Genomic DNA, 14,617 nt, shown 5'->3' with positions numbered 1-14,617 from the left:
CAATTCAGTGGCTCATGATGCGGCCCTTCATCGCGGCCGACGAACGTCCTTGGACGTAGATCGACTGAAGAAGGCCAATGGCCAAGAGGGTGGACACCACCGAGGATCCGCCGTAGCTCATGAGCGGCAGGGGGATTCCGGTGATGGGCATGATCCCGAGGGTCATGCCGACGTTCACGAAGACCTGGAAGAGCAGCATCGCCACGATGCCGCCGGCGACCAGCGCGCCGAACAGGTCCTTCGCCATGGTCAAGATGCGCAACCCGCGCCATATGAGCAGCGCGTAGAGGGAGAGCACAAGCGCCGCTCCCACGAATCCGTACCGCTCGCCCACGACCGCGTTGATGAAGTCGGTGTGGTGCTCAGGCAGGAAGTTGAACTTCGTCTGGGTCGCGTGGTCGCCTCGGCCGGTCTTCTGACCTGATCCGATGGCGATGAGGGATTGGTTCTGCTGGTACCCCGCCCGGTTGGTGTCGGCGGACGGGTGGAGGAAGGACGTCAGTCGGTCCTTCTGGTAGCCGTGGAGGACCTCCACTCCAGCGGCGGGGGCGGCGACCAACACAATGGAGATCGCGACCGCGCCGAGCGCGATGAGCGCCAGGAAGTGGCGGACCGGGGTTCCGGCGAAGAAGAGGATGGCCAGCGAGATCGCGCCGTAGACCAGCGAGGACCCGAGGTCGGGCTGGATCATCACGAACGCAGCGGGGACCAACGCCAACAACATGATCCGCGCGGTCGTGTCGCGCTCGTGCAAGCGTCGTGCGCGGTCGGCCGCAAAGCCGGCCAGGACGAGCACGATCAGCACCTTGCCGAGCTCTGAGGCCTGGTACTGGAACGGCCCGATCGGGATCGCGCGCTGCGAGCCCTTGGCGGTCGCGCCGATCAGCTTGACGGCGAAGATCGACGCCATCAGGAAGCCGTAGATCCACCAGCGCAGCGGCCGCAGCCGCGCGTAGTCGACCTTGATCAGCGCCAGCGACAGGACGCCGCCGACGACGAAGAAGATCAGCTGGCGGTTGAAGTAGTACCGCGGGTCGCCGGCGATGTCGTCGGCGGTCGACGAGCGGATCGCGACCAGCGAGCAGATCGCCAGGCCGATGACGCCCAGGACGAGCACGACGTCGAACGGCAGCGCCATGCCCTGCGGGCGGGCGCGCTCGCGCGGGGGCGCGTCTTCGACGTCGCGCAGCGGGGTCGAGGCGGCGCTCATCGGTCCGTGGACTCCCCGCGCACGAGCTTCTTCTCGACGCCGAACCACTGGGACATGATCAGGCGCACCGCCGGGGCCGCGGCCTCGGCGCCGAAGCCGCCGCGCTCAACGGTGGCGACCACGAGGATCGGCTTGTGGTTCGGCGTGCCGTCGTAGGAGTAGCCGACGTACCAGGACTGGTCGACAGCGCCGCCCTGGTAGATCCGCTCCGCCGTGCCCGTCTTGCCGAAGATGGGGAACTTGTCGCGCGGCCAGCCGTCGCTCCAGACACCGGTCGACGTGCCGCCGTCGGCGTTGGCGGCCTCGTGCAGGCCGTTCATGATCGTGTCGCGCCACTCGGGCTTGATCGCGACCTTCCGGCGGCTGGGCGCGTCGATCTTCTCGACGGTGCCGCGCGTGTCGGTGACCTCGGCGGCCAGGTGCGGTGTGGGCACGCGGCCGGAGTTGATGATCGTGGCGTAGGCGACGGCCATCTGCAACGGCGTGGCCTGTAGGTCGCCCTGGCCGACCGCGAAGTTCTCGTTGTCGCCCGGGTTCCAGGAGGAGTCGAGGAACGCGATGCCGCAGGACGCCTTCTTCTTCTCCTTGCGGCACGCCCGCTCCGCCGCCTGCAGCTTCCTGATGTGCTCGGGGCTCGGGATCGTGCCAGCGGCCTCGTAGGGCAGGTCGATCCCGGTCTTGCGCGCGACGCCCAGCTTGGTCGCCCAGTCCTGGATCGCCGACGTCTGCCAGAGCGCCTTGCCCAGCGAGTAGTAGTAGGTGTCGACCGAGAACTTCAGCGCGGCGACCATGTTCACGGTGCCGTAGGCCTTGCCGCCGGCGTTGCACGCCTTGTCGACCTTGCGCGCGCCGGTCTGGAAGCAGCCCTCGTCGTTGAAGGTCTGGTTGGCCGTGATCGCCCCGGCGTCCAGCGCGGCGAGCGAGGTGATGGGCTTGAAGATCGAGCCGGTCGGATAGGCGGACTCGTCGACGCGGTTGACCAGCGGCGAGCCGGCCTCCTCGCCGAACTTCGCGTCGTAGGCCGCCTTCGTGGCGAACGGCCCGGCGAGGTCGCGCGGGTTGTAGGACGGCGACGAGCCCATCGCGATGATCGCGCCGTTGGTCGGGTCCATCGCCACGAACGCGCCCGGCTTGCCGCCGCCGGCCTGCGCCAGCGCCTTCTCCCCCGCCTCCTGGATCTTGGACTGCAGCGTCAGCTTCAGCGTCCGGCCCTGCTTGGGATCCTTCGCCGTCACCGCACGGCGGCGCTCGCCCGCGGCGTTGACCTCGATGCGGTACTCGCCATCGGTGCCGCGCAGGTACTTGTCGTACTCGTACTCCAAGCCGGTCTGGCCGACGTCGGTGCCACCGGCCACGCCCTTGAACTTCGACTGCTTGAGCTGGTCCTTGGTGATCTGGTTGATCGACCCGAGCAGCTGCGCGGCCGAGTCCTGGGCCGGGTACTTGCGGACGTAGACCTGCTCGACGCTGACGCCCGGGAACTGCTCCGAGCGCTCCTGGATGTAGTTGCGCTGGGAGGCCGGGACGTCGGTCTTGACCCGCACGTTGGCGTAGGGCACCTGCAGGATGCCGGTGACCACGCGCGAGTTGATCGTCTTCCAGTTGATGCCCAGGACGCGGGCCAGGCGCTGGTAGCGGACCTTTAGCTCCCCGGTCGCGACCGGCATCGGCGGCCGCTCGCCCTTGTGGCCCTCGGGCCGCTTGGAGCGGGTCGTGAGGTCCTGGCCGTAGGTGGCGATCGCGTCGCGCATCGTCGCGTCGACCGACGCCGGGTTCAGCGAGACCACGGTCGCCTTGCGGTTGTCGACCAGCGTGACGTTGCCGGCGTCGACGATCTGCCCGCGCGGCGCCTGGATGCGCTCGGTGCGCACCCGGTTCTCGCGCGCCTGGGCGAGGTACTTGTCGCCGTCCAGCACCTGCAGGTACCAGAGCCGGAAGAAGATGATCCCGAACAGGACGAACGCGACCACGCCGGCGCCCGCGACGCGGATCGCGAGCTGCGGGGTGATCGGCGGGCGCCGGTCGTTGACGGGGTCGATCGGCATCAGGCGCGAGAGAGCGGGGACAGCCCGCCGGTCGTGTAGGCGCGGCGCCGGCGGCGGCGCGGGTCGTCGGGCAGGGCCGGGCCGAGCCAGCGGCGGATCAGCGCGAAGATCGGCAGCGAGATGATCGCGTTGAAGACGATCGTCGCCAGGATCACGCGCAGCAGCAGGAAGCTGACCGGCGCGTCGATGCCCAGCATGAAGTTCATCAGGCCGTAGCCGAAGGTCGTGATCGCGGTCGCCAGCGCGCCGACGATCATCGGGACGAACGTCGCCTGCGGGTCGCGCAGCTCGCGCAGGCGCCCGGCGCCGTAGCCCACGACCACGCACACGAAGCTCGTCAGGCCCATCGTCTGCACCAGCGCCGCGTCGAAGAACAGCCCGACGAAGAAGCCGAACAGCGCGCCCGAGATCGACCCGCACATAAGCCCGACCGCGGCGACGGCCAGCGGCGTCAGGTCCGCCGTCGCGCCGAACAGCACGACCTGCGACACGGCGGCGACCTGGAGGATCACCACGGCGAGGCCGAGCAGGACGAGGCGGAGGATGAGCTGGGGCGAAACGGCCATCAGCGGTTGTGATCCACCTTCTCGGTCAGGACCTGCACGAACTGGACACGGCGGAGGTCCACGAACGGGCGCAGGTGCGGGGTCTGGTCGGCGGCGCCCTGGTCGTCCACGCGGGTGATCCGGCCGATCGGTAGGTCAGGAGGGTAGACCGAGTCGAGCTCGTCCGTCCTGGAGACGGTGCCCGCGGTGACCACGGTCTGCCCGACGGCGGGCGTGTCGTCCTTGTTGACGTAGTCGAGGATCAGGTCGCGCGGGTTGCCCGGCGACGGCTTGACGATCCCCAGCGCCGACCCGTTGACGGTCCGCGCCGACACCGCGACGCTGGAGTCGGTGAGCAGCCGGACGACCGACGTGCCGCGCGCGGCCTGGTCGACGCGGCCGATCAGGCCGGTGTCATCGCCACCGGAGCCATCCGTGGCCAGCACCGGCATGCCGGCGTTGATCCCGGACGAGGTGCCCTTGTCGATCGTGATCTTCGCGTACCAGAGCGTGCCCGACTGGCCGATGACGCGCGCGGTCTGCGGGCCGTAGGCGGCCATGTCGCTCGGCGCGGGCTCCAGGCCGACGGCCGAGCGCAGATGCGCGTTCTGGCGCGAGGCGGCCTCGTTGCGCGTGGCGGCCGCGCGCCACTGGTCGCGCTCCTTGCGCGCCTGGGCGAGGTCGCCCTTGGCCGAGACGGTGTCGCCGACCCAACCGAACAGGTCCCGGACCGGCTTGAGCGCGCGGCTGGCGCCCTCCTGGATCGGGGACACGACCTCGAGGATGCCGCGCTGCACGTGGTGCAGCGCGCCCCCGCCGGGCTCGCGGAAGTACTGGGTTAGGAGGATCAGGGAGCAGGCGACGAGCAGCCCGAGGACCGCCCGGCGCTGACGCACCGTCTTGTCGTACATGTTGTACGCGTTTCCAAAGCTTGCATTGCCGATACCGGGCGGCGCGTTTCTAACGCGGCCTGCGCCGGCTCCTCGAGTTCTTGTTCGTCCGGTGGATCACTTCGAACTCCTCCAGCGAGCGGCCCGAACCGACCGCGACGCACGTGAGGGGCGACTCGGCCAGGTGCGAGGGCATCTGGGTCTCCTCTCGCAAGCGCTCGTCGAGCCCCTGCAGGAGCGAGCCACCGCCCGCCAACATGATGCCGCGATCCATGATGTCGGATGCGAGCTCCGGAGGGGTCCGGTCCAGCGTCTCCTTGACCGCGTCGATGATCTGCGACAGGGGCTCTTCGAGCGCCTGGCGGATCTCCTCGCTGGTCAGTACAACGGTCTTCGGCAGGCCCGACACCATGTCGCGCCCGCGGATCTCGGCCTGGACCTCTTCGTCCATCGGGTAGGCCGAGCCGATTTCCAGCTTGACCTCTTCCGCGGTCTGCTGGCCGATTAGAAGCTTGTACTCGCGCTTGGCGTAGTTGATGATCGCCTCGTCCAGCTCGTCGCCGCCGACGCGGATCGACTGCGAGACGACGATGCCGCCCAGCGAGATCACGGCGACCTCGGAGGTTCCGCCGCCGATGTCGACGATCATCGAGCCCGTGGGCTCGCCGACGGGCAGCCCGGCGCCGATCGCGGCGGCCATGGGCTCCTCGATCAGGTACGCCTGGCGCGCGCCTGCGGACAGGCACGCCTCCTCGACGGCTCGCTTCTCGACGCCGGTCACGCCAGAGGGAACACAGACCACGACGCGAGGATGCGCCCAGCGGTTCTGGTGGACCTTCTGGATGAAGTGGCGCAGCATCTCCTCGGTCACGTCGAAGTCGGCGATGACGCCGTCCTTCAAGGGCCGGATGGCCTGGATCGTGCCGGGCGTGCGGCCGAGCATGCGCTTGGCCTCGATGCCGACCGCGTGCACCTCGCCCGTGCGCGAGTCGATCGCGACGACGGACGGTTCGGAGAGCACGATGCCGCGGCCACGCACGTAGACGAGCGTGTTGGCCGTACCGAGGTCGACCGCCATGTCGCGGCCACCGAAGCCGGTGAGGTAGCTGAAGAAGCCCATGCGGGAGGGAGCGCGTTCGCCCGGAAGGCCGGATGCACAGCGCCCCGCTGCGGAGCGGGGCGTCACGGGCGAGCCGCGTGCCGCAGTGTAGCGGAGCACCCCGGCCTGCCGGTTGTCACGAATGCCTCATTGCAGCGCGCGAAAGCGCTGCAAAACCGCGGCGCCGCGCGGTGTGAGGCGGTTATGACTACGGCTTCAGCGTGAGCGTGACGGACTTGCGCGCGGCGCGGCCGTCGGCGGCCACGGCGTAGACGTCGAGGCGGTAGGTGCCCTTCGGCGCGGCCTTCTTGCCGAGCTTGCCGTCCCAGGTGACCGTGCTGCGGCCCTCACGGGCCGAGACGCGCAGGACGTCGACGGTCCTGCCCGCGTGCTTGACCCTGAGGACGAGCTTGGCGGCGCGACCGAGGGCGAGACCGACCTTGACCTTCGCGCCGGGCCTGGCCGTGACCTTGGAAAGGCTCAAGGTCAAGATGAGCTTTGAGGTGGTCGAGACCGTCGCTTGAGGGGTCTGGGTGACGGCCTTGGGCGCCGCGATCTCGGGGGTGGCGACGGGCGTCGTGGCGGTGGTCGACGTCGTCGTGGTCGTCGTGGTCGTCGTGGTCGTGGCGGTGCCCGTGTCGTCGTCGTCGCTGGTGGCCGCCGCGGTGGCGACCGCGCTGAGCGGGACGTCGTAGGTGCCGCTGCCCGCGTAGCGCAGGCGCAGCGTGGCGGTGCGCGTGCCCACGGCCGAGGGCGAGAAGCGCACGCGCACGGTGCAGCTCTCGTCGCCGCCGGAGGCGACGGTCGCGCCGGTGCAGGTGTCGCCGGTGATCAGGAAGTCGTCGGAGGCGGCCCCAGCGGTCTGCACGCCGGTGACCTTCAGCCGCGTGGAGCCCGTCGGGTTGGTGACGGTGACCGTGCGCGCCGGGCCGGTCGAGCCGACCGCGGCGGGCGCGAAGGCGGCGCTCAGCGTCCCGGCGGGCGCGGGCGTGCCGGTGTTGCGCAGGAGGCTGACGGTATCGCCGGAGGCATCGGCGGTGGCGACGTCGAGCAGGCCGTCGCCGTCGAGGTCGGCGACGACCGGCGAGCGCGCGCCGGCCCCCGCCGTGCCCCAGGTCGGCGAGCCGAAGCCGCCTGCGCCGTCGCCGCTCAGCGCGCCGGCCAGGCCGGTGGCGCCGTCGGTGACGACCGCGTCGACGTGGCCGTCGCCGTTGACGTCGCCCGCGGCGATGCCGGTGCCGGCGGCCAGACCGTCGATCAGGACGCTCGTCGCGGTCAGCGCGCCCGCGCCGTCGTTGCGCAGGACGCTCAGGACGTTGGTGGCGCCGTCGAGGACGAGCGCGTCGAGGTCGCCGTCCTCGTCGACGTCGGCCAGCGCGGCCGCGACGGGATCGGTGCCGACGGCGACGGGCGTGGACGGCGTCAGGTTGAGGCCGGAGCTCGTGGCGACCCAGGCGCTGCCGGCGCCCGCGTTGGCCGAGGCGACGAGCGCGTCGGGACGACCGTCGCCGGTGAGGTCGCCGACCGCGACGGCCTGGGCGAGAGACGTGCCGGTCGCGCCGGCGGAGCCGTGGGACGAGAGGCCGGTCGGGGTCTGCTCAACGATCCCGAGCTGCTCGGCCTCGACCGCGGTGGTCGAGGCGGTGAGCGCGTCGAGGTCGCCGTCGCCGTCCAGGTCGCCGAGCGCGATGCCGGCGAGCTGCTCGCCGGGGACGCTCAGCCCGGCCCCGGCGCTGAGCACGCCGGTGCCGTCGCCGCTCAGCGGGATGACCTCGTTGTTGCTGACGGTGCCCGAGCCGATCGTGGCCAAGACGTCCGGGCGGCCGTCGCCGTTGATGTCGCCCGCGGCAATCGCACCGACGCCGCCGCTCGCGCCGCCGAGGCCGTAGGGGTTGCCCAGCGGCGCGGCGAACGCGCCGCCGCCGGTGCCGCGCAGCACCGAGACCATGCCGGTGCCGCCGTTGGCCGAGCCGGCGACCAGGTCGGCGCGGCCGTCGCCGTCGAAGTCGGTGCTCGCCAGCGACCGCGGGTCGGTGACGCCGGAGCCGAGGCTCAGCACCTGCCGCGCACCGAGCGACGGCGCGCCGCCAGTGGCGGCCTGGGCGGCGGTGGCCGGGACGATCGCGCACGCGGGGAGCGCGCACGCGAGCAGGATCAAGCGGCGACGGACGAACATCCGTCCCGGGTGATCGGCCACCGGGGCGCCGCCTTCAGCGGCGCCCCGGTGCCATGGTTCGTCAGCCGGACGCGCCCAGGTAGGCCAGCGCGTCCTTTACGAGCGTCGCCCGGGTGTCGGCGCCGGTCACGCCCTCGAGGCCGAAGCCCCAGTAGAGCGTGTCCGCGGTCGCCACGCCGGGGCCGTCGACGTAGCCGACGGAGGTCGTGGAGATCCAGTCGTTGCCGTTGCCGTCGGAGCCCTCGGGCGCACCCGGGGTCTCCCAGCCGCCGAGGCCGTCCTCAAAAGACGTCTCGGTCAGCGTGGCGCCGTCGGCCGTGATCTTCGCGTCGTCCAGGAACACGCCGAGGCCCTGGAACGCCTCATCGCTGATGTAGGAGATCGACAGCTCGACCTGCTTGCCGGCGTACGCCGAGAGGTCGAAGTCGAAGTCCACGAAGCCGCCGGAGTTCCCGTTGGCCGCGTTGAACGTGCCCGTGGTCCCGCCGTTGGTGCAGCTCGCGTCACCGGCGCCCGGAGAGGTCTCCGGATGGAACGTGACGTAGTGCGCCATGAACGGATGCACGTCGAGGATCGGGCTCTGCGGGCAGCTCGAGTTGCCCGACAGGTCGTCGCTCGTGTTGCCGTTGGCGTCCACCAACGTCGTCCAGTCGTCCTGGCCGACCGTGTGCGCCTCGACGACGAGGTAGTCCCAGCCGGGCTCGACGTCGTAGGACGCGGTGAACGTCAGGTTCGCCGCGGTCTTCCCGGTCAGGTCGACCGTGCGCGACAGCCGCTTGTAGCTGTCGTCGGCCGCCTGGGAGAACGCGTAGTGCGTGCCCGTCGGCGGGTCGAACGCGGGCGGGCGGTCGAACTTGATCGCCTGGTCGGACGCGAACTGCGGGTACTGGTCCTTGGGCAGGATCGAGGACGTCGTCAGGAACGAGTAGACGTTGTCCTGGTTCTGCGCCGAGTCCTCGCCGTTGACCGTGAAGGTCGCGGAGCCGAACGGCGCCCCGGCCTCCTCGAACGGCAGCGCCGCGGCCTGGTCGGTGTCGGCGGCCGCGCCGATCGGCAGGTAGGCCCCGAGCCAGTACTGCTGGAAGTCGTTGGACAACGCGACGCAGTTGAAGTTCTGGCCCGGCGGGTCGTCGTTGCCGCTGGGGTCGGTCTGGTTGGACTTGCAGAACGGCGCCGGCGGTGCGCCGAGCGGGTTGAACAGGAGCTGGTCCCAGCCGCCCTGCAACGCGAACTTCCCGGCGATCAGCGCCTTGCCGCCGTCGTTGAGGAAGTCGCGGACGCTGAGGACCTCGTCGTCGGCGAGCTTCGACGTGCCGGTGCCGCCGGGCTGGCCCGGCTCACGCACGTAGAGGTCCTCGCCGGTCTCCCAGATCACGGCCTTGTAGTGCGACAACACGCCGAGGGCGCTAGCCGCGGTGCGGCCGTTGGCGTCCACGTCGTAGATGTCGTACTTGGCACCCGCGGCCGTGAGCGCCGCCTCGTAGTCGTCCTGGTACAGCGGGCCGGGGTACGGCGTGCCGCTGATGTCGGAGCTGTTGCCCGAGTAGTCCTCGGCGGGCATCAACAGGACCTTGTTCCCCGTGTTGGACTTCAGGGTGTAGGTGAACGGCTGTGACGACGAGGCCCTCTGACCCCAGCCCCGCCCGCTCGCGAACCAGACCTTGACCTGATCGCCCGTCCGCGCGCCGCGAACGATGCCGCGGAGCTTGTGGTAGTACTTGCCCGGCTTGCCGTACTTCTCGCCGCCGCGGTACTCGCGCAGGTCACCCTTCTGGACGCGGCCGTTGCCGACCTGCCAGTAGACCTTCACGTCGCCGAGCGAGCGCTTGGCGTTGACCTCGACGACCTGCGGGTCGCCGGTGGAGATCGAGAACGGCGTCGGGACGAGGTCCGGCGCGGTGTTGCCCAGGTGCGAGACCGGCTCGTCGGGCCGCTTGGCCGACTTCACCAGGTCCAGCGCGAAGGCCAGGTTCTTGTCGAACTCGGCCTGGACGGCCGCCTCGTCGTCCTGGAAGACGAAGCCGCCGGGCGGCAGCGAGTCGGGACCGTCGACCGTGCCACCGACGCCGTCGCCGGTGCCGCCGGACAGCTCGACCGTGAAGGCCTGCGTGCCCCAGGCGTTGTAGGCGTCGCCCGTGACGTCGCCGTTGGTGGTGTACAGCTCGGCCGACACGTCGGGGTCAAAGCCCGCGACGGCCGGGTGGTCGTCGTCACCGGCCAGCGCCTCCATCAGCGGCGAGTCGGTGGCGTTGGTCTCCACCTGCCAGCCCTCCGGCCACAGGATCAGCTGGGCGAAGGAGTGGTAGTCGATGAGGAAGCGCGGCTTGAGGCGCTGGTGCAGCTTGCGCGCGGCGGCCACTTCAGGCTCGGACGCCGGCGCGGAGCCGTGGTAGGTCTCGGTCGACGGGTCGGCCGAGGAGCCCTCGAGGTCGTAGTTCCACTTCTCGGGCCAGTTGCGGTTCATGTCGACGCCGTCGTGCGCAGGGTCGATCACGCCGTTGTTGTCGACGTCGCGCAGGTTCTTGCGCCACAGGCGCGTGCCCTTCGACGTGAAGGTGTAGTCGTACCCGTCCGGGTTCATGATCGGGATGAACCAGATCTCGTTGCGCGCCAGCAGCTTACGAACCTCGCGGTCGCGGTGGTGCGTCAGGAAGTAGGAGAACAGGCGGCGGTTGACCTCGGCCGAGATCCACTCACGCGCGTGCTGGGTGGACTCGAAGAGCGTGACCGGCTTGGAGCCGTCGCGCGTCCAGCGCGCACCGGCGGTCACCTTGTAGGCCTTGATCGGCTGGCCGAGGACCGACGTCCCGATCGTCTCCTCCTTGACCAGGTCCGGATAGCGGCGTGCCAGGTCGGAGTACCACTTCTTGAGCGGGACCAGAGGCGTGGAGCACGTGCCCGGGCACGCGGCCGGCGTGAGCGACCACGGCCGGAAGACGTCGTAGCCGTGCGTCGGCTGCGTCAGCGGCGTGGACGGCGCGGCTTGGCCTCGCGCCGAGGAGAGCGGCTCGACCGTCGCGCCCTTGGCGGCCAGCGAGGCGGCCTGCGCGGGCGTGGCGACGATCGTCAGCTTGCCGTTCTTCGAGACGACCTCGTGAAGGTCGAAGCCCTGGCGCGCGAGCTGGTCGGTCGTGATCTTGCCGCTGACGGCGTACTGGTTGAGCGGCTCGACGATCCGACCCGCGGCGTGCGCGGGGCTCGTTGCGGCGGCGGCGGTCGCGGCCGCCGCGAGGCCCGCGACAGCGCCGCGGATCCATCTGCTGGTGTGCATGTGTCTCCCCCAAGGAGCGCGCGCGTCCCTGCCGGCCGCGCGCGGTTGAATAGCCGCGACTCTATGGTCATGGGACCGGACCAGGCAAGGTCCAGGGAGCAACGTTGTCCGTTCTGGCATCCAAACGGTGCCAAACGTCCCACCGAGGTGTGGAAGATCGACCCCTGGGGTGGCGTGCTCCTGAAACCCGAACGCCGTTCTGGAGGACATGCGCCTCCGGATCACCCTCACGTTCGTCCTCCTCGTCGCCGCGCTCGCCTCCCTCGCTCCCGCCGCGGGCGCGGCCGACTCCCACGCGCCGCGCGGCGCGCGCCTCGACTGGCTGCCCACGAGCGAGTGGGTGATGTCGGCCTGGATGCCGTTCGACGAGGCGCGGCTGGACGTCGTGGTCAAGACCGACCACGACGAGCTCGTCACCTGGCTGAACGACCGCCGCACGCTGCTGGCGCTCGCCCACCGCCACGGCGTCAAGGGCAGCGCGGCGAGCATCGCTCACCGGTTGGTCGCGCCGCGCCTGGCGCACGTGTCGCGGCGGATGCGCCCGGTGCTCGAGCAGCGCGCGCGGGACATGCTCACCCAAGCGCACCTCAGCCGCCACGTCGTCTTCCACGTCTTCCACACGCCGGCGATCCCGCGCCACGCGAAGGCGATCTTCGGGCTGACGCCGTCGCGCTTCCGCGCGCTGCGCGACTCGGGGCTGTCGCCGCTGCGCATCGGCACGCGCGGCGGGAAGTCCGCGGCGCACGTCCGCGGCGCGCTGTGGTCGCTGCTGGTGGCGCGCGCCAACCGCGGCGTGGCGGCCGGGGCGATGAGCCGGACTCAGGCGCGGCACCTGCTCGACGAGCAGCGCGACCAGCTCGCCGTCTACACGACCCGCGCGTTCCGCACGCCCGAGCAGCAGATCGCGTTCATCTGCCGCCCGCACTAGTGGTCGGTCGGTCAGCGCGTGCGCAGCCGCCAGACCACCGTCCGGTAGGTCTCGGTCCCGAAGTCCTCGCGGCCCTCCCCCTCGGTCTCCAGGAGCGCTTGCCCGACGACCAGGATGCGGCCGCCCGGCGCCGGGATGACCGCCAGCGGATAGGCGCCGTCGCCGGGGACGGCGAGCTTCACGGTGCCGAACGCGCGGTCGCGGGTGCCGTTGGCGCGCAGGCGGCGGACCGTCACGTAGAGGGTGTCGCGCGTGCGGCCGACGACCAGCAGGCGCCCGGCAGAGTCGAACGACACCGCCACCGCGCCGGACAGCGGGCTGCGGCGCACGATGCGCCCACGCCCGTCGACCCACAGCACGCGCGTCTCCCCGACCACGACGACGCCGTCGCGCCACGGCAGCATCGCGGTGATCTGCGCGCCCAGCGCGACCGCCCGGAAGGCCGGGTCCAACGTGCCGTCCGCGCGCAGGCGCCGCAGGGTGACTCGCCGGGCCGGGGTCGAGTACGGCGCGACGACGATGCCGGCGCGCGTGGCGACCGGGTCGAGGATGTCGCCGTCGCCCAGCGCGCCGTTGCCCGGCAACGGGACGCGCGCGCCGCGCGGCTGCCCGTCGGGGCCGATGTGCTGGAGCGACCCGCTCCTGTTCGAGATCGTGCGCAGATGCCAGAGCGAGCCGTCGGGGTCAGGCGCCAGCCAGTCGCTGGTGGCCGGGTCGGAGACCGGCGGCACCGCGGCGTCGACCGTGTCGCTGACCGGCAGGCGTCGACCGCGGCCGTCGACGACCAGCGTCTGCGCGTAGCCGCTGAGGAACGTGAACCGATCGCCCCAGCGCGCCGCCGGCATCGAGTACTGCGGCCAGTAGCCGTCGGTCACGCGCAGCACGCCACGCCGTCCCCAGCCGACGTCCGGCTTGCCGTTGACGCCGATCCGCGCGACGCGGCCGTCGTCGCCGAGGATCAGCGCGGTCCCGCCGCGGCCGGGCAGGACGCGGCTGACCGTCCCCCACGCCGCGCCGCCGCGCTCCCAGTGGCCGTGGTGGTTGCCGAAGGAGCGGTCCAGGCGCGGCGCCTTCGCGGACGCGGCGGCGGGGACGACGGCCAGCGAGGCAATCAGGATGAGAACGGCGACGGCCCGGGTGCGAAGCATCACCGAGAGCCAACGGGCGGATCCCCGATGAGTTACGCGATTGGCGGGCGATGTCATGTGGCGGCTGCGGTGCGGCTGACGTGGGTCGCGCCCGCGGCGTCGGTCCAGACCAAGCGCAAGCGCAAGCGCGAGCCGCGCGGCCCGGCGGCGACGCGGCGCTGGACCGTGCGGCCATGCAGCACGGCGACCTTGGTCCAGCGGTCCGCGCCGGGCGCGCGGCGCTGGAGGGCGGTGAGCTTCGCCCCGCGCGGGCGGACCCGTCCCCACACCGCGACGCGCGTCGCCGAGCGACGGGCGACCCAGAGCGGCGCGCGGTAGGCGTCCCACGACGGCTTGCGCTGCCCGTCGGCGTAGCGGACGCCGGACTGAAACGACGACCGCGCCCGCTCGTCGCGCACGAGGTACTGGGCGACGCTGCGCACCGTGGGCCGTCGCGACGCGATCCAGTCCAGCTCGTTGATCCACGCGGCCTGGGTCGCAGGCGGGACGCCGAAGAACGGGTCGGGCGGGTTGGTCTGAAAGCCGCCCTCGGTCAGCCAGATCGGCAGGCGCGCGCGCTTCAGCGCGGTCTCCAGGACACCGAGCCGCGCCGGGCCGAGCGCCGCCCGCGGGCCGAGGTGGTGCGGGCTGAGGTAGCCGCCGCCCGTGTAGGCGTGGTGCGCCCAGCCGGTGACGGCGGCCGGCAGCGGGCCCGCGGCGAGAACGGCGCGCACGAACGCCAGCGGCGATGTCGGGCGCCGCGCGCGCGGTCCGGTCGTCCCGGTCGTCGTCGGCGCGGTCTCCCCGATCAAGATGATGTCCTTGCCATGGCCGGTGGCGGCGAGCGCCGTCGTACCCGCCTTGACGAGCGCGCGATAGCGGGCGACGACGCCGGACTGCGGCAGCCAGTTGGGGATGTTGGGCTCGTTCCACAGCGACCAGCGCGTCACCGAGGGGTACCGCGCGCCCGCCGCCGCGACGAGCCGCCCGTACGCCGCGGGATCCGGCGCGCCGCCGCCCGGCGCGGGACCCGTCAGCGTCAGCAGCACGTCCAGCCCGCGCTGCTGCGCGCCGGCCACCGCCGCGTCGAGCTGCGGCCACACGCCCGGCACGTCGCGCCACAGCACGATGATCCGGACGGCATCAGCGCCCAGCGCCGCCATGTCGTCCAGCGTCCGCTCGCGCATCGCAGGCCCTTCGCGCAACAGCGCGGCGTCGTCCTCGATGATCGAGACGGGCGCGGCAGCCGCAACGGCCGGGCGCGGCGCGACGAGGGCGCCCGCAACGAGCGTCAACGCGGCGGCGACCGCCCCGGCCCACCTCATC

10 protein-coding genes are annotated in these 14,617 nt (G+C 71.7%); 1 reads left to right on the top strand and 9 read right to left on the bottom strand.

What is annotated here, in order from left to right:
- Positions 1–4 precede the first annotated feature (4 nt).
- The 7 genes from rodA to ACT01A_RS25005 all read right to left on the bottom strand — a co-directional run bounded on the left by rodA (position 5) and on the right by ACT01A_RS25005 (position 11,236).
- A complete protein-coding gene (rodA, locus tag ACT01A_RS25035; protein ID WP_445149834.1) occupies positions 5–1,210 on the bottom strand; it encodes a rod shape-determining protein RodA in 1,206 nt (401 codons plus the stop codon).
- Positions 1,207–3,255, bottom strand: a complete 2,049-nt coding sequence (locus ACT01A_RS25030) for a penicillin-binding transpeptidase domain-containing protein (protein WP_445149833.1) — start codon at positions 3,253–3,255, stop codon at positions 1,207–1,209. The genes rodA and ACT01A_RS25030 overlap by 4 nt, the downstream gene beginning before the upstream one ends.
- A complete protein-coding gene (mreD, locus tag ACT01A_RS25025) occupies positions 3,255–3,821 on the bottom strand; it encodes a rod shape-determining protein MreD (protein ID WP_445149832.1) in 567 nt (188 codons plus the stop codon). Before mreD ends, ACT01A_RS25030 begins: the two co-directional genes overlap by 1 nt.
- Complete coding sequence (mreC, locus tag ACT01A_RS25020; RefSeq protein ID WP_445149831.1) at positions 3,821–4,711, bottom strand: rod shape-determining protein MreC; 891 nt, start codon at positions 4,709–4,711, stop codon at positions 3,821–3,823. Before mreC ends, mreD begins: the two co-directional genes overlap by 1 nt.
- A 49-nt stretch (positions 4,712–4,760) precedes the next feature.
- Positions 4,761–5,810: a rod shape-determining protein gene (locus ACT01A_RS25015; protein ID WP_324909653.1), complete on the bottom strand. Its 1,050-nt coding sequence runs from the start codon at positions 5,808–5,810 to the stop codon at positions 4,761–4,763.
- A gap of 187 nt (positions 5,811–5,997) precedes the next feature.
- Entirely contained in the window at positions 5,998–7,965 is a 1,968-nt protein-coding gene (locus tag ACT01A_RS25010; protein ID WP_445149830.1) for an FG-GAP-like repeat-containing protein, read from the bottom strand.
- Between the two features lie 61 nt (positions 7,966–8,026).
- Positions 8,027–11,236, bottom strand: coding sequence for a M14 family zinc carboxypeptidase (locus tag ACT01A_RS25005; protein WP_445149829.1), 3,210 nt, complete (start codon positions 11,234–11,236; stop codon positions 8,027–8,029).
- 208 nt (positions 11,237–11,444) lie between these two features.
- On the opposite strand from ACT01A_RS25005, the gene ACT01A_RS25000 reads away from it, so the two are divergent.
- Positions 11,445–12,164 (top strand): hypothetical protein, encoded by a 720-nt coding sequence (locus ACT01A_RS25000; RefSeq protein ID WP_445149828.1) that lies wholly within the window; start codon positions 11,445–11,447, stop codon positions 12,162–12,164.
- Positions 12,165–12,175: 11 nt separating this feature from the next.
- Here ACT01A_RS25000 and ACT01A_RS24995 read toward each other — a convergent pair whose 3' ends face one another.
- The gene (locus tag ACT01A_RS24995; RefSeq protein ID WP_445149827.1) at positions 12,176–13,312 is read right to left on the bottom strand and encodes a hypothetical protein; all 1,137 of its coding nucleotides are present in this window, start codon (positions 13,310–13,312) and stop codon (positions 12,176–12,178) included.
- A 53-nt stretch (positions 13,313–13,365) separates the two neighbouring features.
- Positions 13,366–14,616: a hypothetical protein gene (locus ACT01A_RS24990; RefSeq protein ID WP_445149826.1), complete on the bottom strand. Its 1,251-nt coding sequence runs from the start codon at positions 14,614–14,616 to the stop codon at positions 13,366–13,368.
- Position 14,617: the final 1 nt, after the last annotated feature.

The sequence above is a fragment of the Baekduia sp. Peel2402 genome (genome assembly GCF_052567285.1).
Note: the sequence above shows the minus strand (reverse complement) of the source record. Positions and strands in the feature narration are given on the sequence as shown.